General features: G+C 68.7%; 26 protein-coding genes and 1 tRNA gene. 23 read left to right on the plus strand and 4 right to left on the minus strand.

Annotated features, from left to right (window positions below):
• Positions 1–42 precede the first annotated feature (42 nt).
• The 15 genes from E7T09_RS12595 to E7T09_RS12665 all read left to right on the plus strand — a co-directional run bounded on the left by E7T09_RS12595 (position 43) and on the right by E7T09_RS12665 (position 14441).
• The gene (locus E7T09_RS12595; RefSeq protein ID WP_240741766.1) at positions 43–372 is read left to right on the plus strand and encodes an L-rhamnose mutarotase; all 330 of its coding nucleotides are present in this window, start codon (positions 43–45) and stop codon (positions 370–372) included.
• Entirely contained in the window at positions 365–1987 is a 1623-nt protein-coding gene (locus E7T09_RS12600; protein WP_240741767.1) for a sugar ABC transporter ATP-binding protein, read from the plus strand. The genes E7T09_RS12595 and E7T09_RS12600 overlap by 8 nt, the downstream gene beginning before the upstream one ends.
• Entirely contained in the window at positions 1987–3024 is a 1038-nt protein-coding gene (locus E7T09_RS12605; RefSeq protein WP_136389563.1) for an ABC transporter permease, read from the plus strand. The genes E7T09_RS12600 and E7T09_RS12605 overlap by 1 nt, the downstream gene beginning before the upstream one ends.
• Positions 3021–4022: an ABC transporter permease gene (locus E7T09_RS12610; RefSeq protein ID WP_136389564.1), complete on the plus strand. Its 1002-nt coding sequence runs from the start codon at positions 3021–3023 to the stop codon at positions 4020–4022. Before E7T09_RS12605 ends, E7T09_RS12610 begins: the two co-directional genes overlap by 4 nt.
• Positions 4023–4082: 60 nt before the next feature.
• Positions 4083–5084, plus strand: a complete 1002-nt coding sequence (rhaS, locus tag E7T09_RS12615; protein ID WP_136389565.1) for a rhamnose ABC transporter substrate-binding protein — start codon at positions 4083–4085, stop codon at positions 5082–5084.
• A 162-nt stretch (positions 5085–5246) separates the two neighbouring features.
• Complete coding sequence (locus E7T09_RS12620; protein ID WP_136389566.1) at positions 5247–6677, plus strand: arabinose isomerase; 1431 nt, start codon at positions 5247–5249, stop codon at positions 6675–6677.
• Positions 6678–6919: 242 nt separating this feature from the next.
• On the plus strand, positions 6920–7363 hold the full coding sequence (gene queF / locus E7T09_RS12625; protein ID WP_136389807.1) for a preQ(1) synthase: 444 nt from the start codon (positions 6920–6922) through the stop codon (positions 7361–7363).
• A 1-nt stretch (position 7364) separates the two neighbouring features.
• On the plus strand, positions 7365–7775 hold the full coding sequence (locus tag E7T09_RS12630) for a 6-carboxytetrahydropterin synthase (RefSeq protein WP_136389567.1): 411 nt from the start codon (positions 7365–7367) through the stop codon (positions 7773–7775).
• Positions 7772–8464: a 7-carboxy-7-deazaguanine synthase QueE gene (locus E7T09_RS12635; protein ID WP_136389568.1), complete on the plus strand. Its 693-nt coding sequence runs from the start codon at positions 7772–7774 to the stop codon at positions 8462–8464. Before E7T09_RS12630 ends, E7T09_RS12635 begins: the two co-directional genes overlap by 4 nt.
• A 2-nt stretch (positions 8465–8466) precedes the next feature.
• Positions 8467–9168: a 7-cyano-7-deazaguanine synthase QueC gene (gene queC, locus E7T09_RS12640; RefSeq protein WP_136389569.1), complete on the plus strand. Its 702-nt coding sequence runs from the start codon at positions 8467–8469 to the stop codon at positions 9166–9168.
• 152 nt (positions 9169–9320) lie between these two features.
• A complete protein-coding gene (locus E7T09_RS12645) occupies positions 9321–10574 on the plus strand; it encodes an ABC transporter substrate-binding protein (protein ID WP_136389570.1) in 1254 nt (417 codons plus the stop codon).
• A gap of 70 nt (positions 10575–10644) precedes the next feature.
• The gene (locus tag E7T09_RS12650) at positions 10645–11577 is read left to right on the plus strand and encodes a carbohydrate ABC transporter permease (RefSeq protein ID WP_136389571.1); all 933 of its coding nucleotides are present in this window, start codon (positions 10645–10647) and stop codon (positions 11575–11577) included.
• On the plus strand, positions 11574–12458 hold the full coding sequence (locus E7T09_RS12655; protein WP_240741768.1) for a carbohydrate ABC transporter permease: 885 nt from the start codon (positions 11574–11576) through the stop codon (positions 12456–12458). Before E7T09_RS12650 ends, E7T09_RS12655 begins: the two co-directional genes overlap by 4 nt.
• Positions 12459–12471: 13 nt before the next feature.
• Positions 12472–13443 carry a Gfo/Idh/MocA family protein gene (locus tag E7T09_RS12660; RefSeq protein WP_136389572.1) on the plus strand — a complete coding sequence of 324 codons (972 nt, stop codon included), beginning with the start codon at positions 12472–12474 and terminating at the stop codon, positions 13441–13443.
• Positions 13440–14441: a Gfo/Idh/MocA family protein gene (locus E7T09_RS12665; RefSeq protein WP_136389573.1), complete on the plus strand. Its 1002-nt coding sequence runs from the start codon at positions 13440–13442 to the stop codon at positions 14439–14441. The genes E7T09_RS12660 and E7T09_RS12665 overlap by 4 nt, the downstream gene beginning before the upstream one ends.
• A 9-nt stretch (positions 14442–14450) precedes the next feature.
• On the opposite strand, the gene E7T09_RS12670 is transcribed toward E7T09_RS12665, so the two are convergent.
• Entirely contained in the window at positions 14451–15110 is a 660-nt protein-coding gene (locus E7T09_RS12670) for an HD domain-containing protein (protein ID WP_240741769.1), read from the minus strand.
• A 4-nt stretch (positions 15111–15114) separates the two neighbouring features.
• Complete coding sequence (locus E7T09_RS12675) at positions 15115–15630, minus strand: DinB family protein (RefSeq protein WP_136389574.1); 516 nt, start codon at positions 15628–15630, stop codon at positions 15115–15117.
• Between the two features lie 123 nt (positions 15631–15753).
• Between E7T09_RS12675 and E7T09_RS12680 the strand changes: the two genes are divergently transcribed.
• From E7T09_RS12680 to E7T09_RS12715, 8 genes are all read left to right on the plus strand, one after another.
• On the plus strand, positions 15754–16590 hold the full coding sequence (locus tag E7T09_RS12680; RefSeq protein WP_136389575.1) for a response regulator: 837 nt from the start codon (positions 15754–15756) through the stop codon (positions 16588–16590).
• An 87-nt stretch (positions 16591–16677) separates the two neighbouring features.
• A complete protein-coding gene (locus E7T09_RS12685) occupies positions 16678–17265 on the plus strand; it encodes a hypothetical protein (protein ID WP_136389576.1) in 588 nt (195 codons plus the stop codon).
• Entirely contained in the window at positions 17262–18422 is a 1161-nt protein-coding gene (locus E7T09_RS12690) for an MFS transporter (RefSeq protein WP_240741770.1), read from the plus strand. Before E7T09_RS12685 ends, E7T09_RS12690 begins: the two co-directional genes overlap by 4 nt.
• A 25-nt stretch (positions 18423–18447) precedes the next feature.
• On the plus strand, positions 18448–19266 hold the full coding sequence (locus E7T09_RS12695) for an enoyl-CoA hydratase/isomerase family protein (RefSeq protein ID WP_136389577.1): 819 nt from the start codon (positions 18448–18450) through the stop codon (positions 19264–19266).
• Between the two features lie 59 nt (positions 19267–19325).
• A complete protein-coding gene (locus tag E7T09_RS12700) occupies positions 19326–19928 on the plus strand; it encodes a hypothetical protein (protein ID WP_136389578.1) in 603 nt (200 codons plus the stop codon).
• Between the two features lie 123 nt (positions 19929–20051).
• Positions 20052–21044, plus strand: a complete 993-nt coding sequence (locus E7T09_RS12705; protein WP_136389579.1) for a malate dehydrogenase — start codon at positions 20052–20054, stop codon at positions 21042–21044.
• A gap of 98 nt (positions 21045–21142) precedes the next feature.
• Positions 21143–23218 carry a prolyl oligopeptidase family protein gene (locus E7T09_RS12710; protein ID WP_240741771.1) on the plus strand — a complete coding sequence of 692 codons (2076 nt, stop codon included), beginning with the start codon at positions 21143–21145 and terminating at the stop codon, positions 23216–23218.
• A 74-nt stretch (positions 23219–23292) separates the two neighbouring features.
• A tRNA-Leu gene (locus tag E7T09_RS12715) sits at positions 23293–23377 on the plus strand.
• A gap of 134 nt (positions 23378–23511) precedes the next feature.
• Here E7T09_RS12715 and E7T09_RS12720 read toward each other — a convergent pair.
• The gene (locus E7T09_RS12720) at positions 23512–24933 is read right to left on the minus strand and encodes an argininosuccinate lyase (protein WP_136389580.1); all 1422 of its coding nucleotides are present in this window, start codon (positions 24931–24933) and stop codon (positions 23512–23514) included.
• Positions 24934–24959: 26 nt separating this feature from the next.
• Positions 24960–25424, minus strand: coding sequence for an N-acetyltransferase (locus E7T09_RS12725; RefSeq protein ID WP_136389581.1), 465 nt, complete (start codon positions 25422–25424; stop codon positions 24960–24962).
• Positions 25425–25495: the final 71 nt, after the last annotated feature.

Raw genomic sequence — 25495 nt, forward strand, 5'->3', positions numbered from 1 at the left:
ACAACACGCACCCCACGGCCACCTCGGCCGTCCCGGAGGATCATGTCCGCTCCACTGCAACGAGTCTGCTTTCAACTTCAGGTGCGCCCAGAGCGCCTGGAGGAGTACAAAGAACGCCACCGCGCCGTGTGGCCTGACATGCTGGCGGCCCTGAGCGCGACCGGCTGGCACAACTACTCCCTGTTCCTCCGCCCCGACGGCCTGCTCATCGGCTACCTCGAGACGCCCAGCCTCCAGGCGGCCCGCGACGGCATGGCGCGCACCGAAGTCAACGCGCGCTGGCAGTCGGAGATGGCCCCGTTCTTCGTGGAACTGGAAGGCACGCCGGATCAGGGCTTCCTGCAGCTGGAGGAGGTGTTTCACCTTGAGTAATCGCCCCGCGAGCAGCGAAGACAGTCCCTCTGGGCAGGTGGAAGCCACCACCGGCGCTGTCCCGGTGGTGGCTGGAACTGCAGCGGAGGGGCGCGGACAGTCCAACTCCCCCCTCCTGACCCTCACGAATGCCAGCAAGTCCTTCGGGCCGGTGCAGGCGCTGAGGGACGTGAGCATCGACCTGTATCCCGGCGAGGCGCACGCGCTGCTGGGCGAGAACGGGGCGGGGAAGAGCACCTTCGTGAAGATCCTGGCGGGCGTGCACCGCCGCGACGCGGGCACGCTGGTCATGGGCGGCGAGGAACAGCACTTCCACTCGCCGGCCGACGCGCGGGATGCCGGAATCGCGATCATCTACCAGGAACCCACGCTGTTCCCCGACCTGAGCGTGGCCGAGAATGTCCTGATGGGCCGCCAGCCGCGCGGGGCGCTGGGGCGGATCGACGTGAAGGCCATGCGGGTACGGGTGTCGGGCCTGCTGGCCGAGCTGGGCGTTCCCCTCGACCCGGCGCGGCCGGTGCGCGGCCTGAGCATCGCGGACCAGCAGCTCGTCGAGATCGCCAAGGCCCTGTCGCTGGACGCGCGCGTGCTGATCATGGATGAGCCGACGGCGGCCCTGACCTTGCAGGAAACCGAGCGGCTGTTTCGGGTGGTGCGCTCGCTGCGGGCACGCGGCGCGGCGGTGCTGTTCATCACGCACCGCCTGGAGGAGGTCTTCGCGGAGTGCCAGCGCGTGACCGTCATGCGCGACGGCACCTGGGTCAGCAGTGGCCCCATCACGGACTACGACACGGACGTCGTGGTGCGGCAGATGGTGGGCCGTGACCTGGGCGACCTGTACCCGCGTGGCGAGGCGCGCGTGGGCGACGTGGCCCTGAGCGTGCGCGGCCTGAGCCAGCCGGGCGTGTTCCACGACATCAGCTTCGAGGTGCGCCGGGGCGAGATCGTCGGCCTGGCCGGGCTGGTCGGTGCGGGCCGCAGCGAGGTCGCCCGCGCGATCTTCGGCGTCGATTCCCGCGTGGGGGGAGAGGTAAAGGTGGGCGGCCACGTCCTGCCGGCCGGCAATCCGCGCGCCGTGATGGACGCCGGGCTGGGCCTGGTGCCCGAGGACCGCCGCGCCCAGGGCCTGGTGATGGACATGAGCATCGAGCGCAACGCGAACCTCGCCATCCTGAACCGCCTCACGGGCGGCCTGCTGATGAACCGGGGGGCCGAGGCCAGGAACGCGCAGCAATGGACATCGAAACTCCAGCTCAAGGCGCACCGCCTGAGCGATCCGGCCAGCAGCCTCTCGGGCGGGAACCAGCAGAAGGTCGTGCTGGCCAAGTGGCTGGCCACCAATCCCAGCGTGCTGATCGTGGATGAGCCCACGCGCGGCATCGACGTGGGCGCGAAGGCCGAGGTGCATCGCACGCTGGCAGAACTCGCGGCCGGGGGACTGGCCGTCCTGATGATCTCCAGCGATCTGCCGGAGGTGCTCGGCATGGCCGACCGGATTCTGGTCATGCGGGAGGGCACCCTGGTCGGAGAACTCAGCCGCGCGCAGGGCAGCGAGGAGGCCGTGATGTACCTCGCCACCGGGCAGCGGCCCTCCAGCCTGGGCGGCGCGGCGTGATGACGCGCAGCGATCCCGCGCCCGTCGCGCCGACCACGCCCGGCCTGCTCACGCGCCTGCTGCGCGCCCGCGAGGCCGGCCTGGTCGGGCTGCTGCTGCTGGTCACGCTGGGCACGGCGGCCATCAACCCGCTGTTCCTGGGGGCGGGCAGCGTCCGCGACCTGTTCCTGAACGTGGCGATCATCGCGCTGCTGGTCGTCGGGGAAACCATCGTGCTGCTGATGAAGCACGTCGACCTGAGCATCAGCAGTGTGGTGGGCCTCAGCGCCTTCCTGAGCGGGTCGCTGTTCATCGCGCATCCCGGAATGCCGATTCCGGTGGCGCTGCTGTTCGGCCTGCTGCTCGGCGCGGTGATGGGCTCTGTGAACGGCCTGCTCGTCGCCTATGGCAGGGTTCCGGCGCTGGTCGCCACGCTGGGCACGCTGTACGTGTTCCGGGGCATCACGTACGCGGTGGTGCACGGTGGCCAGATCTACGCGTCCAAACTGCCCGCCGGTTTTCTGACCTTTGGCACCGGCAGCACCCTCGGCGTTCCCAACCTCGTGCTGCTGGTGGTCCTGATCATGATCGGCTTCGGGTTCTACCTGGGGTCATGGCGCGGCGGGCGCGAGTACTACGCGCTGGGCTCGAATGCCGAGGCCGCCGTGCTGGCGGGCATCAGCGTTACGCGGCGCACCATGACCGGTTTCGTGCTCAGCGGAGCCATCGCCGGGCTTGCCGGCGTGCTGTACCTCGCGCGCTTCGGCACGGTGGACGCCACCGCTGGCACGGGGCTGGAACTTCAGGTCATCGCGGCGGCCGTCGTGGGCGGCGTCAGCATCGGCGGCGGCGTGGGCACGCTGTTTGGCGCGGGCATCGGCGCGCTGCTGCTGGGCGTGATGGGCAGCGCCCTGGTCACCCTGCGTGCCCCCGGCTTCTACCAGCAGGCCATCCAGGGCGCGCTGCTGCTCGGCGCGATCAGCGTGGACATGCTGGTGGCGAAACGCACGGCGAAGCATCTCCAGGCCGCGCCCGATCACACCGGGAGGACGAAATGAAAGCCCTGATGAGTGGCCTGCGGAACCTGCCCGGCTGGGAGACCACGCTGGTCGTCCTGGTGGTCGTGGCCCTGCTCGGCGGCGGCCTGCTCTCAGGGGACTTCCTGACCGGCCAGAACCTCTCCTTCCTGACCGCCAACTTCAGCGAGACCCTGCTGATGGCCCTGACCATGACCCTGCTGGTGATCGTCGCCGAGATCGACCTGTCGGTCGCGTCGATCCTGGGCCTGTGCTCGGCCGTGCTGGGCGTGCTGTTCGCGGCGGGCGTGCCCATGCCGCTGGCGATCCTGGCGGCCTTCGTGGTCGGCGGGCTGGCGGGGCTGCTCAACGGCGTGCTGGTCACGCGGCTGGGCCTGCCGTCGCTGGCGGTGACCATCGGCACGCTCGCGCTGTACCGGGGGCTCGCCTTCGTGCTGCTGGGCGACCGCGCTATCGCGGATTTCCCGCAGGCGTACACGAACTTCGGCTTCGGCACGGTGCCCGGCACGCTGATCCCCATTCCCATCGCGCTCGGCACGGTGCTGGCCATCCTGACCGCCGTGATCCTGCACGCCACTCCCTTCGGCCGCAGCCTGTACGCCATCGGCGCGAACGAGGTCGCCGCGCGCTTCTCCGGCCTGCGGGTCGAGCGCACCAAACTGCTCCTGTTCGTGATGTCGGGCCTGATGTCGGCCCTGGCGGGGGTCGTGTACACCTTCCGCTTCGCCAGTGCGCGCGGCGACAACGCCACCGGCTTCGAACTCGGCGTGATCGCGGCCGTGCTGCTCGGCGGTGTCAGTATCTTCGGCGGGCGCGGCAGCGTGATCGGCGCGGTGCTCGCCGTGTTCCTGATCGGCCTGATCAACGGCGCGCTGACCATCGTGGATGTCAGCAACGAGATCCTCACCATCGTCACCGGCCTGCTGCTGATCGGCTCGGTGCTCGTCCCCAACCTCGTGGCCCGCGTCCAGGCCGCCCGGCAGCGTCGCCGCCCCAGGGGGGAAGCCGTGTCGCCCTGACGTGCAGGCCCTCGGCCCGGCTTCACCGCCCTCGCCCCTCACTCCTGACCTGGAGGTCGTATGAAATCACGTTCCCTGCTCCTGTCCGCGCTCGCCCTCGGTTCCGTCGCCACCCTGGCCTACGCGCAGACGCCCGCGCTGAAAAAGGGCCTGAAGATCACGCTGCTGCCCAAGAACATCAACAACCCCTACAACGTCATCGAGACCAGCGGCGGCACCGAGGCCGGCAAGGAAATCGAGGCGAACGTCAAGATCGTCGGCCCGTCCGACGCCGGGGCCAGCAGCCAGGTCAGCTACATCAACACCGCGATCGCCCAGAAGCAGGACGCCCTGGTGCTCGCCGCGAACGACGCCAACGCCCTGCTGCCGTACCTCGCGCGGGCCAAGGCGAGCGGCATGAAGATCGTCACCATGGACTCGGACACCGCCGTGTCCGGCCGCACGCTGTTCATCAACCAGGCGAACTCCGAGGGCATCGGCCGCGCGCAGGTGCAACTGGTCGGCAAGCTGATCGGCTACAAGGGCGACATCGCCGTGCTGTCGGCCACGCCCAACGCCACCAACCAGAACACCTGGATCAAGTGGATGCAGGAAGAACTCAAGCTGCCCAAGTACAAGGACATGAAACTCGTCAAGATCGCGTACGGCAACGACGATGACCAGAAGTCCTTCACCGAGATGCAGGGCCTGATCCAGGCGTACCCGAACCTCAAGGGCGTCATCTCGCCCACCACGGTCGGCATCAGCGCCGGCGCGCGGTACCTCTCGACCAGCCCGCAGAAAGGCAAGGTCATGCTGACTGGCCTGGGCACGCCCAACCAGATGCGCGCCTTCGTCAAGGACGGCACCGTCACCGCCTTCCAGCTGTGGAACCCGGCCGACGTGGGTTACCTCGCCACGTATGCCGCCGCCGCCCTGGTCAGCGGCCAGATCACCGGCAAGGAAGGCGAGAAGTTCAAGGCCGGGAAACTCGGCGAGTACACCATCGGCAAGAACGGCGAGATCATCGTCGGGCCGCCCTACACCTTCGACAAGGCCAACATCGACAAGTTCGACTTCTAGGCTCTGAACTGTGGACCGTGAGCGAGAACGAGGCTCACGGCCCTCTGCCGTCTGGGCGCAAGGCGACTCCTCCGGCACTCCTTAAGAGTGAAACGCGAGGCTCCCTTCTGAGCGAAGCCGACTGAGGGATCGCCCGCCGCGCCGTGTTTATCGAGGAGCAAGATGACCAACACCTACCCACTCAGAGTCGGCCTGTTCGGCATTGGCCTGGACACGTACTGGCCGCAGTTCGAGGGCCTGGAGGAGAGATTGAAGGGCTACGTGGCGCAGGTGGCCGCGCGGCTGGAGCGGCCGGGCGTGGAGGTCGTGAATCTCGGCCTGATCGACACGCCGCCGAAGGCCCTGGAGGCGGGGCACGCGCTGCGCCGGGCCGACGTGGACATCGTGTTCCTGTATGTGACCACGTATGCGCTGTCCAGCACGGTGCTGCCGGTGGTGCAGCGGGCAGGTGTTCCTGTGGTCATCCTGAACCTGCAACCCGAGGCGGCCATCGACTACGCGCGCTTCAATGCGCTGGGGAACCGCACGGCCATGACCGGCGACTGGCTGGCGTTCTGCGCGGCGTGCCCGGTGCCCGAGATTGCGAACGTGATGAAACGCGCGGGGATCGCGTTTCATCAGGTGACGGGCGTGCTGGAGGGCGACGACCACGTGTGGCGCGAGGTGGACGGCTGGATCGACGCGGCCCGCGTGTCGCACGGCATGGCGCATGGCCGTCTGGGCGTGATGGGCCGCTACTACAACGGCATGCTGGACATCTATTCCGACCTGACCCTGCAGGCCATCACCTTCGGCACGCACATCGAGATCGTGGAACCCGACGAGCTGAGCGCGATCCGGCGGGAGGTGACGGATGCCGAGGTGTCGGCGCGGCTGGACGACTTCCAGCGTGAGTTCGACGTGCAGCCGGACTGCGACCCCGCCGAGTTGACCCGCGCGGCGCGAACCAGCGTGGCCCTCGACGCCTTTGTGGAGCGGCACGACCTGACCTCGCTGGCGTACTACGCCGAGGGCTCGCCCGGCAGCGAGAACGAGGACGTGCTGACCTCCGTGATCCTGGGCTGCTCGCTGCTGACCGCACGCGGCATTCCCGTGGCGGGCGAGTACGAGGTGAAGAACGCGCAGGCCATGAAGATCATGGACATCCTCGGCGCCGGCGGGTCGTTCACCGAGTATTACGCCCTGGATTTCAATGACGACGTGGTGCTGATGGGCCACGACGGCCCCGGCCACACGAACATCGCGCAGGGCCGCACGAAAGTCCGGCCGCTGGAGGTCTACCACGGCAAGGTCGGACGTGGCCTGAGCGTCGAGATGAGCGTCCAGCACGGCCCCGTGACGCTGCTGTCGGTGGTCGAGGAGGGCGGCGGCCTCAAGCTGCTGGTCGCGCAGGGCGAGAGCGTGCCCGGCCCGATCCTGGAGATCGGGAATACCAACAGCCGCTACCGCTTTCCCATCGGCGCGCGGGCGTTCGTCGAGGCGTGGAACGAGCAGGGGCCAGCGCACCACTGTGCCATCGGCGTGGGGCACGTCGCGGATCGCATCCGGAAGCTCGGGGCGCTCAAAGGCATGCCGGTGGCGCAGGTCTGCTGAGTGGGGCGGCCTGATCGGTAAGGTGAGACGGCCCTTTGCGCCAGCTCCCACCGGCCCCGATAATGGCCGCAGGTTCCGGCCGCCAGCGCAGCCGGAGCACTCTTCCCAACCGGATGACCTGTGCTGTCATCCCGCCCGTCCAGACCGGACGGCGCGCCAGGAGAGCCCATATGACTGAAGTGAAAGACGGGGTGGCCTCGGCCGCCCAGGCCGCCCCTGCGCCGACCAGCTCCGAACCCCGCATGGCCGTGCCGCAGAACTCAGGCTTCGACCGCCGCTACGACGTGCGCGGCCTGGACGACATCGACGTGCAGGTGCTCGGCACCTTTCCCCACGTGCGCGCGGACGATCCGGTGGCCTATCCCGGCGAGCCCATGCAGATCGAGATCGTCACTGACGAGTTCAGCCCCATCTGCCCATGGAGCGGCCTGCCGGACTTCGGGCGCCTGGAGATCCGCTACCTGCCCCGGCACCACTGCGTGGAACTCAAGAGCCTCAAGTACTACCTGACCAGCTACCGCTTCGTGGGTATCTTCCACGAGCACGCCACGCGCCGCGTACTGGCCGATCTGGTGAAGCTCCTCGACCCGCTGAGCATGGAACTCCGCTGCGATTACGGCATGCGCGGCGGCATGAACACCATCTGCACGGTGCGGTACAGGGCCGCCGACCACCAGGGAGCCTGAGGTGCCCTGGACACTCCGCACAGAGTTCACGTTCGACTCGGCGCACGTGATCACCGGCTACGACGGTCCCTGCGGGCGTCTGCACGGCCACACCTACCGCGTGCGGATGGAACTGAGCAGCGACACACTCCGGCCCAGTGCCCATGTGAAACGAAACATCATGGTCGCGGACTTCCGAACTCTGAAATGGGCCAAGAAGGACGTCGAGCATGGCGGCCTGGATCACGCGTTCCTGAACGACCTGCCGGATCTCGGCGACGACACGACCGCCGAGGTCATTGCGGCCTACATCCACCGCAAGACCATGGAACGCGTCCGTGCTGACCTGCCCGACGGGGACGATGGGGAAGACCTGAAACTCAAGGTCACCCTCTGGGAAACGCCGGATTCATCCTGCGAGTACTGGGAATGAAGTACCCCGTCCACGAGCGCTTCTACACCTGGCAGGGTGAGGGCGTGCACCTGGGGCGCGCGGCGTACTTCATCCGGCTGTACGGCTGCCCGCAGGCGTGCCCGTGGTGCGACAGCGCCGGGACGTGGCATAAGGACTACCGGCCCGAAGGCGTCACGCTGATGTCCGCCCAGGAACTCGCGGACGTGGTGGCGCACGACAGCCCGGATGGGGCCTTCGTGGTCATTACGGGCGGGGAGCCGATCCTGTTCGATCTCGGGCCCCTGGTCGACCTGCTGCACGGGATGAACCGGCGCGTCCACATCGAGACGAGCGGCATTGCTCAGCTTCGCGGCGACATCGACTGGGTGACGCTGTCCCCGAAACCCTTCGGCCAGTGGCCGGAGGCCTCGGTGGTCGCCCGTGCGGACGAGGTGAAGATCATCGTCCACGACCCCAGTGACCTCCAGGCCGGTCTGGACACCCTGACGGGCCTGCGGGACGACGCGGTGATCTGGCTGCACCCGGAATGGAGCAGGGCACGAGACAGAGATACCACCGTGCTCAACGCCATCACCGAGGCCGTCAAGTCCAATCCACGCCTCCGCGCCGGCTACCAGATGCACAAGCTGTACCGGGCCGATGACCTCGATGTGCACAGCGACAAGCGACTCGTCCCGCTCGGCGGGAACACGGAACTGGGGTACTGACCATGACGAACACTCAGAAACGCGCGGTGGTGCTGCTCTCGGGCGGCCTGGATTCCAGCACTGTCCTGGCCATGGCGATCAAGGATGGGTACACGTGCACGGCGCTGTCGTTCCGGTATGGGCAGCGGCACACGGTGGAACTGGAACGCGCCTCGAAGATCGCGGCGCATTTCGGAGCGGATCACCGCGTCATCGACATCAACATCGGGTCGTTCGGCGGCAGCGCCCTCACCGATGAGACCATCACCGTTCCCACCGACGGCACCGCAGATGGAGTGATTCCGCCGACCTACGTCCCGGGCCGCAACACCGTGTTCATCGCCGTGGGGCTGAGTCTCGCCGAGGCGATCGACGCGGAGCGCATCTACCTGGGGATCAACGCGGTGGACTACAGCGGCTACCCCGACTGCCGCCCGGAGTATCTGAATGCCTTCCAGCGCCTGGCCGATCTGGCGACGAAAGCCGGACTGGAGGGGCATGGGGCGATCCTGACGGCGCCGCTGGTGGAGATGAGCAAGACGGACATCGTGAATGCGGCGCTGCAACTCGGGGTGCCCATCGAGCTGACGTGGAGCTGCTACCAGGGGGGCGCGGAGCCGTGTGGGGTATGCGACTCGTGCCGCATCCGGGACAAGGCGCTGATCGACGCCGGGCACCCCGAACTCGCCACCACCTACGCCCAGGCGCGGCTGTCCAGCCCTTAAGTCTTCCTGCCGCCCCGCCTCCGACACCGCCGGGTGCCGGGGGCTTTGTAGTGGAGTTGACACTCCCCTATGCGGGGGGTATACCTGACCGGTACTCTGCACAATTGCTGGTCCCGCCACACTTTAGCCCACGTTCTTTCGGAGGTTCGCCCATGAAACGGATGCTCATTCCGCTCTCTGTCCTGCTGCTGGCCGGCGCCGCCGGTGCCCAGAAGACGACCCTGACGATCGAAAGCTGGCGCAACGACGACCTGAAGGTCTGGCGGGACTCGATCATTCCCGCGTTCGAGAAGCAGAATCCGGACATCCACGTGGTGTTCTCGCCCAGTGCGCCGGCCGAATACAATGCCGTGCTGGACGCCAAACTCAAGGCCGGAACGGCGGGCGACCTGCTCACCTGCCGGCCCTTCGACAAGAGCCTGGAACTGTACAAGGCCAAGCAGCTCACCAGCCTGAACAGCCTGAGTGGACTGAAGAACTTCGACGAGGTCGCCAAGGCCGCCTGGTCCACCGACGACGGCAAGACCACCTTCTGCGTGCCCATGGCGTCCGTGATTCACGGCTTCCTGTACAACAAGGCGGCCTTCAAGGAGCTCGGCCTGACCGAACCGAAGACCGAGGATCAGTTCCTGGCCGACCTGACGAAGGTTAAGCAGGGCGGCAAGTACGAACCGCTGGTTATGGGCACCAAGGATCAGTGGGAGTCCGCGACCATGGGCTACCAGAACATCGGGCCGACCGTCTGGAACGGTGAAACCGGGCGCAAGGGGCTGATCTCCGGCGCGGCACAGTACAACAAGGGCGGGTTCCTCCAGGCCTTCCAGGCGCTGGAACGCTGGAAGCCCTTCCTGCCGCGCGGCTACCAGGCGCTTGCCTACCCGGACGCCCAGAACATGTTCGCGCAGGGACGTGGCGCGATCTACCCGGCGGGCAGCTGGGACATCGGGACGTTCCGGCAGATGAACCCCAAGCTGGACCTGGGGGCCTTCCCGCCGTACTCGATCGGCGGCAAGAAGTGCGTCATCGACGATCATCCCGACATCGGCATGGGCATCAACGCGGCCAGCAAGAACCAGGCGGCGGCACAGACCTTCCTGAACTGGGTGGCCTCGGACGCCTTCGCCACGCTGTACGCGAACGCCCTGCCGGGCTTCTTCCCGCTGGCGAACGTGAAGTACACCGTGCAGGATCCGGTCGCGCAGCAGTTCCTGGGCTGGCGCGCCCAGTGCGGCAAGAGCTTCCGCAGTTCGTACCAGATCCTGTCGCGCAATGCCAACCCGAACAACGAAAACGACCTGTGGAACGTGTCCTCGCAGCTCCTGAACGGCGCGTTGACACCGCAGGCCGCCGGGGATCTGGTGCAGAAGAACCTGGCGAGCTGGTACGCCCCGCAGAAAGGCAAGTAAGTCAGAGCCCGTCCAGGCCCAGTCCGGCAGGTGCCGGGCCGGGCCTCAGTCTTATCGAGGAGTGCCCTGAATGACCTATCCCGCGCGCCGCGTCCGCCGGCCTTTTCCGTGGCATGTCGTGGTGTTCCTGGCCCCGGCCGTGCTGATCTACACGGTCGTGATGATCTACCCGATCCTGTCGTCGCTGTGGCTGTCGCTGCGCAACCACGTGGCCGACGGCCCCGAGCATTTCGTGGGCCTGGCGAACTACCAGCGGCTGCTGGGAACGGAGCTGTACGCCCAGCCGCTGTGGAACGCCATCCGCAACAACCTCGTGTTCTTCGTGATCCATATGCTCGCGCAGAATCCGGTCGGCCTGCTGCTGGCCGTGCTCCTCAGTTTCCGGTTGCGGGGCTCGGCGGTCTACCGCACGCTGCTGTTCACGCCCACGGTGCTGTCGGTGGTGATCATCGGCTTCGCGTGGAAGCTGATCCTGAACCCGGCGTGGGGCGTGCAGCGCAGCCTGCTGGAGCCGCTGCACCTCCAGGCGCTGGATCAGCCGTGGCTGGGGCTGCCCGGCACGGCCCTGACCACCCTGGGGCTGATCTCCGTGTGGCAGAACATCGGCATTCCCATGCTGCTGTTCCTGGCGGCGCTGGTGCGCATTCCCGACGAGCTGTACGAGGCCGCGCGGCTCGACGGCGCGGGCGGCTGGACCATCTTCCGGCGCATCCAGCTTCCGCTGATCCTGCCCACCGTGGGTATCGTGAGCGTCCTGACCTTCGTGGGCAATTTCAATGCCTTCGACCTGATCTACTCGGTGCAGGGCGCGCTGGCCGGACCGAACTTCGCGTCGGACATACTGGGCACGCTCTTTTATCGCACTTTCTTCGGATACCAGCTCCAGGCCGGGGATCAGTACATGGGTGCGGCCGTGGCGGGCGTGATGCTGCTGATCATCCTGACCGGACTGCTGCTGTACCTCGTGACCGTGCAGCGCCGCCTGACCGAGGTGGAGCTGTGACCGCGCCAGGCGCCCTGCCGGGTCAGGTGACCGGCCCCGCCCCGACAGAGAAGGCGGTGGTCGGGAGGAGCACGCAGGTGCTGGCGCACGTGGGCCTGATCCTGTTCAGCCTGCTGGCCACGCTGCCCACCCTCCTGATCATCATGAATTCCTTCAAGGATCGCCTGAGCATCTTCTCGCACCCCTTCGCGTTCCCCACCCCGTCGACCTTCACGCTGGACGGCTACCACACCGTGGCGACTTCGGCGAACTTCGCGCTGTTCTTCCTAAACAGCCTGGTGGTGACGGTGGGTTCGCTGTTCCTGATCGTGCTGACGAGTTCCATGGCGGCCTTCGCCCTGAGCGAGTACCGCTTCCGGCTGAACACCCTGACCGGCCTGTACCTCAGCATCGGGATCATGGTGCCCATCCGCCTGGGGACGGTCGGCATCCTGAACCTGATGGTCGGGCTGCACCTCGTGAACACCCTCTGGGCGCTGATCCTGGTGTACACCGCGCAGGGCATTCCACTCGCAGTGTTCGTGCTCACCTCGTTCATGCGCGGTGTGCCCCGCGACCTGAAGGAGGCTGCGCGTATCGACGGGGCGGGCGAATACCGCATCTACGGCCTGATCCTGCCGCTGATCCGCCCGGCGCTGGGCGCGGTCACGGCCATCTCCATGATTCCCATCTGGAACGACCTGTGGTTTCCGCTGATCCTCGCGCCGGGCGAGAAGACCAAGACCATCGTGCTGGGCGCGAGCGCCTTCCTGGGTCAGTTCGTGAACGACTACAACGCTGTCCTGGCGGCCCTGACCCTGGCCATCGTGCCGGTCGTGATCCTGTACGTGCTGTTCTCCCGGCAACTCGTGAGCGGCATCACCGGCGGGGCGCTGAAGTGACCGGGGCGCTGATATGAGGCGCGTGGGCCTGATCGGCGCGGGCCTGATGGGTACCGTTCACGCGCAGGCCTGGGCGCAGCGGCCCGGCGTGCTGGACGCCGTGTACGCCCCGGACGACCGCGCCCGCGGGTTCGCCGCCCGCCAGGGTCTGACTCCGTACGCTACTCTGGACGACTTCTGGTCGGCGGTGGACGTGGTGGATCTCTGTACGCCCACCCCCACGCACGCGGAGTACGCCGTGCAGGCCGCCCGTGCTGGCAAGCACGTGATCTGCGAGAAGCCCCTGGCCCGCACGCTGGAGGAGGCCGACCGCGTCATCGCCGCGTGCCGGGAGGGCGGCGTGCGGCTGTTCGTCGCGCACGTCCTGCGCTTCTTCCCGCAGTACCGCCTGGCGTGGCAGCAGGTGCAGGCGGGCGCGGTGGGGGAGCCACGTGTGCTGCGCCTGGGCCGGATGTCGTCGCCTCCCACCGCCGGCAGCTGGCTGCTGGACGAGGCCCAGAGCGGTGGCGTGCCCCTCGACCTGCTGATCCACGACCTCGACTACGCCCGCTGGATCGCCGGAAACGTTCGGAGTGTATCTGCCGTGCAGGCCCGCCGGGAGGGGCGCGTAACCGTCCACGCCACGCTCTCGCACGTGTCTGGGGCGATCACGCTGGTGGAGGGCGGCTGGGCCGCGCCGCCTGGCGTGTTCCGCACGCATCTGGACATCGCGGGCACGGCGGGCGTGATCGAGTGGACGTCCGACGCACCGACGCCCTGGCAGGCGCACGGCGCCGTCTCTGTCACCCCGGAGCAGGACGGCGCCGCGCTGCCCGAGCTGGGGGCCGACGATCCCTACGCCGCCGAACTGTGGCACGCCTACGACGCGCTGGACAGCGGCGCCCCGTTCCTGATCGAGCCGCAGGACGCCCGCGCCTCTCTGGCCCTGGCCCTCGCTGTGATCCGCAGCTCGGAGTCCGGCCAGCCGGTGGTGGTGGAGGCATGACGCCCGTGCGGATGGCCCTGCTGGGCATCGCCCATGTGCATGCGGAGGGGTATGCGACGTGGCTCGCCCGTCAGGTGGACGTGGAAGTCATCGGCTTTGCCGAGGACGGTTCGGCGCTCGCCGCCGGGTTCGCCGCGTCCACGGGCCTCCGGCACCTGGCGCTCGCAGACCTGCTGGCCCTGCACCCACACGGCGTGATCGTGTGCAGCGAGACCGTCCATCACCGTTCCTATGTGGAGGCCGCGGCGTCGGCGGGTGCGCATGTCCTGTGCGAGAAACCCATCGCCACCACCCTGGCAGACGCAGAGGCCATGCTGGACGCCTGTCGGCGCGCGGGCGTGGCCTTCCACACGGCGTTCCCGGTGCGGTACTCGCCCGCCGTGCAGACCCTCTGCGCCGAGCTTCAGGGCGGGCGGCTCGGCGGCGTGCTCGCGTACAGCGGCGTGAACCACTCGGTCAGCCCGGATCACGAGCGCGCGTGGTTCAGCGATCCCGCACTGGCCGGGGGCGGCGCGGGCATGGATCACATCATCCATCTGGCCGACCTGCTGCACCACTTCGGCGAGCGGGTCGAGCGCATGGCCGCGCAGCTCCGTTCCGTGCCGCAGTGGACAGTGCCCGGACATGACCAGACGGACGCGGCCGCCCTGGTCACCTTGACCCTCGCGTCCGGCGCGGTGGCCACCATCGACGGTTCCTGGAGCCGCCCGCGCACCTACCCGCGCTGGGGCCACCTGAAACTGGACGTGACGGGGACAGGAGGGATGCGCTCGCTGGACGCCTTCGCGGAACACCTGACCGTCACCAACGCCCACGGGCGGCAGTGGGCGGGGTTCGGGAGCGACTTGAACGCCGCGATGCTGCGCGAGTTCCTGACGGTCTGCACGGGCGGCACACCCCCAATCCTTGCGGACGGCCGGTCTGGCCTGGAGGCGCTGAGGATCGTGCTGGCCGCATACGACTCCAGTCGACTTGGGCAACCTGTCGCCCTGGTCTGAGCAGGGCGCTCAGTCCGGGGGGGCGACCTCCAGTTCGCTGGCCAGTTCCGCCAGGAAGGCGCGCATGGTCAGCGTGCGGCGACGGGCCTCGGCCTGCCCGGCGGGAGTGCGGAAGGTGCCGTCGAGTTTCAGGAGCTTGGTGAAGAAGTGATCCACCGTGTACGCGAGGTCGTCCGGGTCACGGCCCTGCGCCCACGGATCGGCCGGGTGCAGCAGCGGGCGGCCCAGCTGTCCGCCCACCCCGGCCACCCGCAACACGCCCAGCGCGCCCAAGGCGTCGAGCCGATCCGCGTCCTGGAGGGCCGCCCCGAGTTCCGTGTCGGGCACCGCGCCCCGCGAGTACGAATGGTCGAGGACGGCCAGCGCGACGTCCAGGGTCTCGGCGGGCGTGAAGCCCAGGCCGGGCAGCGTGGCCCGCACCGCCTGTGCGCTGAGGTCGCTGGCGCTGGCGCGCTGCGGATGGTTCTTGGGGAGGTTCACCACGTCGTGCGTGAATGCGGCGGCAATGGCGACACCGGCGGGCAGATCCGGCGCGCAGCGGCGCGTCCAGCGGGCCACGCGCAGCAGGTGGGCGTCGTCGTGCGCGGCGTCTCCCTGCATGTGCGCGTGAACCCACGCCCACACGGCTGGGAGGCGGGCGTCCTGCGCAAGCAGTGCGTGCAGATCCACCGGGCTACTCCAGCGCCTGCCGCACCTGCGCCAGGTGGTGCCGCAGATGCCAGTCGTGCTTGGCGATCAGCTGCCACAGCTCCTGCGGCCCCTCGTCCGGATGGGTGACAGTCGCGTCGAGGGCGGCCACCTCCACGCCCTCCAGCAAGGCGATCCAGTGGGCAGTCACGGCGTCCAGCAGTCCCAGGGCGACGGTCACCGGCAGGCCGGCGTCCGGCAGAGTGAGCCAGGCGTCCTGGTCGAAGGGCTGGATCACGTAGTGGGGGGTGGTCAGGGCGTAACGCAGGCGGTTCAGGCCGTGCAGGTGCGCGTCGGCCGTGTGGTGGGCCAGCTGCGCCACGGTCCACGCCCCCGGGCGGGAGCGGCGGGCCAGGGCCGACGCGTCCAGCGGGGCCAGCAGGGCCTGCCACTCCGCCGTGGCGGTGGTCATGCGGGCCGCCACCGCCCGCAGCGCCGGGCGGTCGTGGGTGGGAAGCGGCTGGATGGAGCCGATCGGGAACCTGGGCACGGAGCCGGTCATGGGTGCAGTATGCCAGCCGGTCGCGTCGGCCCGCCGTCCGGTGGGGGAGACAGGGTCGGAAACCTCACGAATAAAGGCCTCCGCGTAAGGCGCAGGTGAGCGGCCCGCCCGTACGCTGCCCGCATGACTGGCTCCCAGCCCCGGCGACCCGCCGTCCTGATCGTGGACGACAGCCCCGGTGTGCTGACGGCCATGGAGAAACTGCTCTCCCCGCACCTGCCTGTGCAGGTGGCCGACAGCGCCACCGCCGCGCTGCGCGCCGTCACGGCCGAGACGGGCCTGGTGCTGGCGGACATCCGCATGCCCGGCATGGACGGTCTGGAACTCGCGCGCGTCCTGCGTCAGGGCCACCCGGCCCTCCCGGTCGTGTTGATGACCGGCGTGGTCGAGGATGGCCTGCGCGGCCGCGCCCGCGAACTCGGCGCGCTGGATGTGCTGCGCAAACCCCTGCGTTCCGAGGCGCTGCTGCCCGCCCTGCAGGAATGGATGGCCGGACAGCACCCGGAGCTGGACCTGTCCGTGCCCATGCCCTCCCCGACCACCGTGGATGCAGCGGAACGGCCCATCCTGGCTTCGGCCGCGCAGCGCGGGCTGGCGCCCGATCCCGGTCTGGCCGCCCAGGCCCTGCTGCGGCCGGTGACGCTGCTGCCCGGCGTGATCAGCGCCGCCATGTTCAGCGAGGACGGCACCCTGCTGGGCGTGCAGGGAGACCTGCACGCCAAGGTGGGCGTGTACCTGCGGTTTCTGGCGACCACCGCGCAGACCCTCGGCGCGCACCTGGACGCCCAGGGCACGGCGCGGGCCTCGCAGCTGGAGTTCGGTGACCGCGTGCTGGTCGCGTGTTTCCGCCCGGGCGAGATGCTGGCCGTGGTGGTGCGCGACACGCCCGCCGCGAGCAGCGTGAAGGGCTGGGTGAGGCAGCGCTGGGCCGACTCGGCACCGAGCACGCTTCTCCACTGAGCCAGAGTCTCGCGAACGGTCGCCCGACGACTTCACGCGGCCCCTCTTCCGCAGGACACCCGGCGTGGCGTGCTCTACCCTGCGGGCATGTTCAGGATTGCCGAGGCCGCCGCCCACCCCGCCACGGAGACTGGCCAGGAAACGCAGCGGCTGGCCGCGCAGGGCGTGCCTGGCCTGGTCATCCCGCCGGACTTCGAGGAAGCCTACTACCGGGGCGGGAACCTGCCCGAGCAACTGCGCCGCCTCTTTTCCACCGTCAATCCCGCCCGCATCGACGAGGACGCGCTGGAACCCCTGGCGGCGCGGGCCCAGGCCCTGATCCGCACCACATACCTGCTCGATGACGCCGTGCAGGCGTTCTACCGCGCCCTGGGCACAGCCGGCCTGGATGTGGGAGAGCTGCACGCTCGCCGCCCCGGCACCCTGAGCACCGAATCCGCGCAGGTCACGCCGCCCGGCACGGCCGCCCTGCACGCGGTGAAGCGGCTGTGGGCGCAGGACTGGGTCTTCGACGCAGTGCTGGCCCGCCTGGACGATAGTGGCAGTGTGGCCCTGGAGGCCCGCCCGACCCTGCTGATTCCCGGCCCACCCGGCTGGCCGGATACCGAACGGGCCGCCGTGCTCGGCGTGCCGACGGCGCTGGTCAGTCCCCTCGGCCTGGTCGGCCTGCCTTGACGGCTGAAGCCCGTGAACCGTCCGGATGGCTGCTGGCGGCACTGGGCACCCTGGTCTTCCTGAACGTGTACGCTCCGCAGAGCCTGCTGCCCGTGCTGGCCCGCGAATTCCATGCAGGCGCGGCCCAGGTGGGCGTGGTGGTGGGGGCCACCATGCTTGCCATGGCCCTGGCCTCGCCCCTGGTCGGCGTGCTGGCCGACGCGCTGGGCCGCCGCCGCACGGTGCTGTGGGCCTTCGCGCTTCTGACCATTCCGGCCGTCCTGGCGGCCCTGTCGCCCAGTCTGCCGATGTTGAACGCTGCCCGGTTCATTCAGGGCCTGCTGATTCCCGGCGTGATGGTCGCCCTGACCTCGTACATCGGCGAGGAGATTCCGGCCGCCGTGCGTGCGCGTGCCCTGACCATGTACGTGACCGGCACCGTGCTGGGCGGGTTCCTGGGCCGCTTCCTGGCTGGCCTGATCGCCGCCCGTTTCGGCTGGCATGCGGCCTTCTGGGGTCTGGCCGCGTGCGCGGTGATCGGCTTTCTGCTCGCCCGCACGGGCCTGCCCCCGGAGCGCGCCTTCCGGCCCAGCCGCGACCCGCGGGCCGTCCTCAGCGGCCTCGTGACCCATCTGCACACGCCCGCGCTGCTGGCTACCTGCGCGGTCGGATTCCTGATCCTGTTCACCCTGGTCGGCACCTTCAACACCCTCACCCTGCGGCTCGCCGCCGCGCCGTACAGCCTGAATTCCGCGCAGACGGGCAGTATCTTCGCCGTGTACCTGCTCGGCGTGGTCATCACACCCGTCGCCGGGCCGCTGCTCGCCACGCGCGGCCCCCGCTTCGCGCTGCTGACCGCCGTCGGCTCCAGCGTCGTGGGCCTGCTCCTCACACTCACCAGTCCCCTCCCGCTGATCGTCGCGGGCGTCGCCGCTAGCGCGTGCGGCGTGTTCCTGGCGCAGTCCGCTGCGCTGGCCGCCGTGCAGCGCGCCGTCACGCAGGCCCGCAGCCTCGCGTCGGGCCTGTATCACCTCTCGTACTACGGTGGGGCGGCCGTCGCCAGCGTGGTCGCCGGGCACGCCTTCGAGGCGGGCGGCTGGAAGGGCGTCGTGCCCCTCGTCGTGGGCAGCATGGCCCTGGCCGGCGTCGTGGGCGTTGTCGGCTGGAAACGGCCCTGACCGGAGCCGGTGTTAGCCTCGGGCCATGACCGCACACCTCACCGCCGACGGCGCGCACCCCGGCCTTCAGCTCACGCTGCACGACGAGGGCATCCTGGAGATCGTCATTCGCAGCGACCGAACGCTGAACTCCGTGAACGCCGAGGCCCACCGTGCCCTGACCCGAGTGTGGCGTGACATTGACGACACGCCCGGCATCCGCTGCGTCCTGATCCGGGGTGAGGGACGCGGCTTCTCGTCCGGCGGGGACTTCACGCTGATCGAGGAGATGGCCAGCGACTTCAGCGCCCTCGCCCGCGTGTGGAAGGAAGCGCGCGACCTCGTGTACAACGTCGTGAACTGCGGCAAACCCATCGTCAGCGCCATCCACGGCCCCTGCGTCGGCGCGGGCCTGGCCGTCGCCCTGCTCGCGGACGTGAGCATCGCCGCCCGCAGCGCCCGCCTGCTTGACGGGCATGTCCGGCTGGGTGTCGCGGCGGGCGACCACGCCGCCATCATCTGGCCTCTGCTGTGCGGTCTGAACAGGGCCAAGTACCACCTGCTGACCGGCGAACCGGTTTCTGGCGAAGAAGCCGAACGCATCGGCCTCGTCAGCCTGTGCGTGCCCGACGGGGAACTGCTCGACCGGGCCTGGACGGTCGCCCGCAGGCTCGCCCAGGGCAGCCCCACCGCTATCCGCTGGACGAAATATGCCCTGAACAACTGGCTGCGGCAGGCCGGGCCGATTTTCGACGCGTCCCTGGCGCTGGAATTCCTGGGCTTCACCGGCCCTGACGTGAGAGAAGGACTTGCCAGCCTGCGCGAGAAGCGCGAGCCGACGTTCCAGGAAGACGCGCCGATCTGAGGCTAGGGAAGATTCACACTCCACCTCTGCGACTGTGCGGGAGACGGTGAAAGATGTCTATGACGTTCGATGTTTTTCCGGGAATCAATGAGCTTCCAACGATCCAGCAGGTCAAGCGGTTGTGCGTTGAAAAGTTGCATGTCTTTCTGGCGAGTCTGGGTCTGGAATCGCGCCCTACCGTGTCGGCGACTTTCTGGAGTTTTTTGACTCGGGAGTGCGTGCCGGTTGATCCTGACGACAAATTTGTCTGGCATGACGGCTATCTCTGGTTTGAAGTAGATGATGTCAAGGGAGGCACAGACGTTTACTGCGTGAGCTGGGAACCGGCCGAACTGGCCGTCAACTTGGAGGAACTCGAATCTGAAACCAGGGCACGTGTCTTATCTCCGACGGTCACGCTGGGAACGCACTGGTACGTTCGTCGCTCCGCTGGTCAACCTGCGGTGGTCGAGGCGCTGTATGGCTTTCTGGCCTCGGCATTGGCAGAATTGACACGTGGAGTCGTAGTGTCCACGGATGGAGCCTGGTCAATGCCACAGTTTCACCTCTATCCAGCCGACTTCGACCGAGAATATCTGCGACCAGAAAAGGCGCGTTCGGATCAGGAACGGCGGTGGGCTGAGCAGATACAAGCGGGGCTGCTTGAAGAGTTTGGGGAATGATTGCGGATGGCTCCAGCGCTACACCGCCCCTGTCCCCCCTCGGGGAACTCCCGTCCCTGCTCATGCGGCGCGCGTTATTGTGGGCCGTAAACCTTTGAGCTGTATTCCCCAGGAGGAAGTCCCATGACCATGAAACCACCCGTCCGTGTGGCCGTGACCGGCGCTGCCGGCCAGATCGGTTACAGCCTGCTGTTCCGTATCGCGTCCGGCGACATGCTCGGCAAGGATCAGCCCGTGATCCTGCACCTGCTGGAGATCACGCCGGCCCTCAAGGCGCTCAACGGCGTGGTGATGGAACTCCGTGACTGCGCGTTCCCGCTGCTGGCGGACGTGGTCACGAGTGATGACCCGATGGTGGCCTTCAAGGACGTGGATTACGCCCTGCTGGTCGGGGCGATGCCGCGCAAGGCGGGGATGGAGCGCGGAGACCTGCTGGGCGCGAACGGCGGGATCTTCAAGCCGCAGGGCGAGGCGCTGAACGCTGTGGCGAGCCGGGACGTGAAGGTGCTGGTGGTGGGGAATCCCGCGAACACGAACGCGCTGATCGCCCAGCAGAACGCGCCGGATCTCGATCCGAAGCAGTTCACGGCGATGGTGCGCCTGGATCACAACCGCGCGATCTCGCAGCTGGCCGAGAAGACCGGGAAGCCTGTGAGCAGCATCCGGAACATCACCATCTGGGGGAACCACTCCAGCACGCAGTACCCGGACCTGAGTCAGGCGACCGTGGATGGCCAGCCGGCGCTAGAACTGGTGGATCAGGACTGGTACGAGAACACGTACATCTCGACGGTGGCGAAGCGCGGCGCGGCGATCATCGAGGCGCGCGGCTCCAGTTCGGCGGCGAGTGCGGCGAGCGCGGCCATCGATCACATGCGCGACTGGGCGCTGGGCACGCCGGAGGGCGAGTGGGTCAGCATGGGTATCCCCAGTGACGGCAGTTACGGCGTGCCGGAGGGCCTGATCTACGGCTTCCCCGTGACCACCAAGGATGGCCAGTACACCGTGGTGCAGAATCTGCCGGTGTCGGATTTCAGCCGGGGTAAGATGGGCGCGACCGCGCAGGAACTCACCGAGGAGCGCGACGAGGTTCGCAAGCTCGGTCTGGTGAAGTAACGCGAGCCGGGCGGGGGCGGGGCCAGCGGGCTCCGCCCCCGTCGTCGTGTGTCCACTCCAGCGGGCCGCTCCTCAGGGTCGCGTGCCAGAGTAGGCACGTGAGCCCAGACTTGTTGAATGGCCGGTACCTGGAGTCGCCGCGTGGAGACCACGTGGACGTGTACACCGACGAGCATGGCCAGCAGGTGCGCGTTCCCGATCCGTACCGCTGGCTGGAAGACCCGGATTCGCCCCAGACGCGGGCGTGGGTGGCCGCGCAGAACGCCGTGACGGACGTGGTGCTGGACGCCCTGCCCGCCCGCACCCGGTACCGCGAGCGGCTCACGGAGCTGTGGAATTACGCGCGTGAGGGTGTGCCGTGGCGGCGCGGCGCGCGGTACTTCCGGTCGTTCAACCCTGGCCTGCTGAACCAGCCGCTGCTGGAGGTGGCCGAGAGCCCGCGCGGCCCGTGGCGGACGCTGCTCGACCCGAACACGCTCAGCGAGGATGGGACGGCCTCCCTGCTCAGCGCGTCGGTCAGCCGGGACGGCGCGCGGGTCGCGTACGGCGTGCAGCAGGGCGGCAGCGACTGGATCACGTGGCACGTGCGTGACGTGGTTTCGGGTGAGGACGATCCACACGCGGTGGAGTGGAGCAAGTTCAGCGGCGCGACGTGGTCGCCCGACGGTCTGGGCTTCTATTACGGCGCGTACGATGCCCCGCCGGAGGGTGCGGCCCTGACCGGCGCGAACCGGAATTACCGGCTGATGTTCCACGCGGTCGGCACGCCGCAGGCGCAGGATCAGCTGATCATCGCCCGACCAGACGAACCGGACTGGCGGTTCTCGGCGGGCGTCACCGAGGACGGCGAGTATCTGCTTGTCGTCGTGTCGCGCGGCACCGAGCCGAAGAACCTGCTGTGGGTGCGGCCTTTGGCCTCGGGCGGGCCGTTCACGGAACTCGTGCCGGACTTCCGCGCGGCATACGACGTGGTCGGGAACGACGGCCCCACGCTGTATGTCCGCACCGACGAGGACGCCCCGCGTGGCCGGGTGCTCGCATGGAATGTGGCCACGGGCGAGCGGTACGAGGTGATCCCCGAGGGACAGGACGCGCTGGAGGCTGTTCACGCTGTGCCGGAGGGCCTGCTGTCCCTGACCCTGCGGGATGCCAGTCACCGGCTCACGCGGCACGACCGCTCGGGGGCCGTGATCGGCGAGGTCGCGTTGCCGGGCCTGGGGAGCGTCACCGAACTGAACGCGCGGCAGGACGACCCGGAGGTGTTCCTGGGATTCACGTCCTTCCTGAGTCCCGGCACGGCCTACTGCCTGCGGCCAGACGGTGACCTGGAGGCCCTTTCGACGCCCACCATCGAATTCGACGCGTCGGCCTACGAGGTCACGCAGGAGTTCGCGACCAGCAAGGACGGCACCCGCATCCCCATGTTCATTGTGGCGCGGCGCGGCCTGGCGCGGAACGGCCAGAACGCCACGCTGCTGTACGGGTATGGGGGCTTCACCGTCAGCCTCACGCCGTCGTTCAGCGTGGGGCGGCTGGCGTGGCTGGAACGCGGCGGCGTGGCGGTCGTGGCGAACCTGCGCGGCGGCAGCGAGTACGGTGAGGACTGGCATCTGGCGGGCACCCTCGAGCGCAAGCAGAATGTGTTCGACGACTTCATCGCGTGCGCCGAGCACCTGATCAGCACCGGCATCACGTCCAGCGTACACCTGGGCATCCAGGGCGGCAGCAACGGGGGCCTGCTGGTCGGCGCGGCCATGACGCAGCGCCCGGAGCTGTTCGGCGCAGTGATCGCGCAGGTCGGCGTGATGGACATGCTGCGCTACCAGCACTTCACGATCGGCTGGGCGTGGGCCAGCGACTACGGCCGCAGCGACGACCCGGAGATGTTCCGCACGCTGCTGGCGTACTCGCCCCTGCATAACCTGAGAGAGGGCACGGCCTACCCGGCCACCCTGGTCACGACTGGCGACCACGACGACCGTGTGGTACCCGCCCACTCTTACAAGTTCGCCGCGCAGCTACAGCGTGACCAGGCGGGAACCGAGCCGGTGCTGATCCGCATCGAGACGCGTGGCGGCCACGGAGCGGGCAAACCAACCTCGCTGGTGATCGCGGAGGCGGCCGATATCTGGGCCTTCCTCGACGCCCGGCTGCGGACCGCGCCCACTGGTTGACAGCCCAGGACTTCGCCGTTAAAGTAAGCGAGCCTGAAACGCGCCCCACGGGGCGGCCCCACCAGAACAAGCGTGCCGAGGTGGCGGAATTGGTAGACGCACTAGTTTCAGGGACTAGCGCCGCGAGGTGTGTGGGTTCAAATCCCATCCTCGGCACCACGAAGACTCCCAGCAGCAATGCTGGGGTTTTTCTTTGGCCTGATCGTGCCGACTCCGACCGGTCTCGTCCAGAGAGGACGATTCTCGCTGCTGGTGCGCCGTTCAAGGACTCCATGGCGACCCAACCGCCATATTTACTGCGCCGGGTCTCCGATCCAGAGGGCCAGCCGGGCGTCCGCGAACTGCTGTGCCCGCTGGGCCAGGCGTGCGTGATCGGTGTCCAGCCGTCGGGCCGCCATGGTCAGGTGCGCGGCCATCGCTTCCGGGGCCGGCCCGCCCAGGGTGGTGCGGCGGGTCACGAAGGCGGCGGTGTCCAGCGCGTCCGCCACCAGCCCATCTGGAATGTCCAGCTCCGGGGCCAGGGCGCGCAGGTCGGTGTCGGTCGCCAGGTGGAGCGCGCGGCCCTGCGCGTGTACGCTGGCCAGCAGCGCCTTCGCCAGCCGGTGGGCCTCGCGGAAGTCACCGCTGCGGCGGGCGAGCACGTCGGCCAGCTCGGTCAGGGTGCTTTCGCTGTGGTCGGCCAGGATGCGCCACGCGTCCCGGTTCACGTTCAGGCCGCTGATGGACGCGTCCAGCAGTTCCAGGGCCTGCCCGAAGGTGCGCCACAGCGTCCACAGCGGTTCCTGGACGTCGGTGCCCACGTCGTTCACGTCTCCGAAGGGAATGTTGTGGCTCGCATACACCAGCGTCTGTGCCGCCCCCAGCGTGCGGCTCAGGCGGGTGCGGGTGTGCTCCAGCGTGACCGGGTTGCGTTTCTGGGGCATGACGCTCGAGCCCTGCACCAGACCGTCTTCCAGGGTGATGAGGCCCCGCGCGGCCCAATCCAGCAGGTCGTACACCACCCGCGACAGGTTCACCGCGCAGGTGCTGACGGCGCCCGCGATCTCGACCTGCCAGTCGCCGCTGGCGACCGCGTCGAAGGTGTTCTCGACCGGGCCGTCGAAACCCAGCAGCGCGGCTGCGTACTCCCGGTTCAGCGGGTGGCTGCTGCCCGCCAGGGCCACGGCCCCCAGCGGACTGCGGTTCAGGCGGCCCAGCGCATCCTGGAGCCGGGCGCTGTCGCGCGCCAGGACGTTCTCGGCGGCCGCCAGGTAGTGGCCGAGGGTGGTCGGCTGGGCGGGCTGGTGGTGGGTGAAGGCGACCATGACCGTCGCCCGTTCTCGCTCCGCGAGGCTCAGGAGCGTGCCCCGGAGCCGCAGCACGGTCTGCATGGCGGTCATCAGCTCGGCCCGCGCCGCGAGGCGGTACACGGTCATGTCCAGGTCGTTGCGCGACAGGGCGGTGCGCAGCGCCCCCGCGCCCTCCGGACTCAGGCGCGCGATTTCCCGGTCGAGCGTGAAGAACAGGTCGGGAATGGCCGGGTCGACCTCGCCCGGCTGGAAGGAACGCAGCGCGCGCAGGGTCGTCACGGCCTCATCCGCGTGCGGGGTGCCGCTGCGACGCAGATCGAGGGCGTGGGCACTCAGGGCTTCCAGGAACAGGGGCAGCAGGTGGGCACGCGCAAAGGCGTAATCCGGGTCGAGCGCCGCCGTCCGGTACGCGGGATGAAAGGTCATGCCGCAGGGTAGAGCGGACGGCTCGCCTACGGGTCGAGCCGCAGCACCAGCGTCACGTGATCCTCGCTGAAGCCCTGCGCGGCGTAGAACTCGCGGGCTCGCCCGTTGAACCATGACGTCTTGAGCATGATCTCGGCGGCGCCCTGGTGCCGGCCCCAGCGCTTGACGGCGTCCAGCAGAAAGCGGCCCACGCCGGTTCCCTCGGATTCCTCCGTCACGGCCAGATCCTTCACGAACACGCCGTGATCCTCGGGATGCCAGTAGAGCAGCGTGAAGCCTGCCGGCAGGCCGTCGGCGCTGGCGATCAGGACGGCGCTGCCGGGTTCCGGATCGGTCAGTGCCCGGGTGAACAGGGTGTCGTACTCGGCCAGCATGACCTGCCGATCCCGCCACGGCGGCGCGCTGGCCACCAGTCGGGGCGCGAGCGCCAGCACAAAGGGCAGATCGCCGGGCTCGCCGGGCCGCAGCGTGAGGCGCGGAGCGGACATCATGCGTTCATGGTATGGAACGTGCGCCTACACGCGTCTTACAGCTGTTCACGGCGGATTTCCTTCCCCGGCTC

Source organism: Deinococcus sp. KSM4-11 (assembly GCF_004801415.1).
Classification (GTDB): domain Bacteria; phylum Deinococcota; class Deinococci; order Deinococcales; family Deinococcaceae; genus Deinococcus.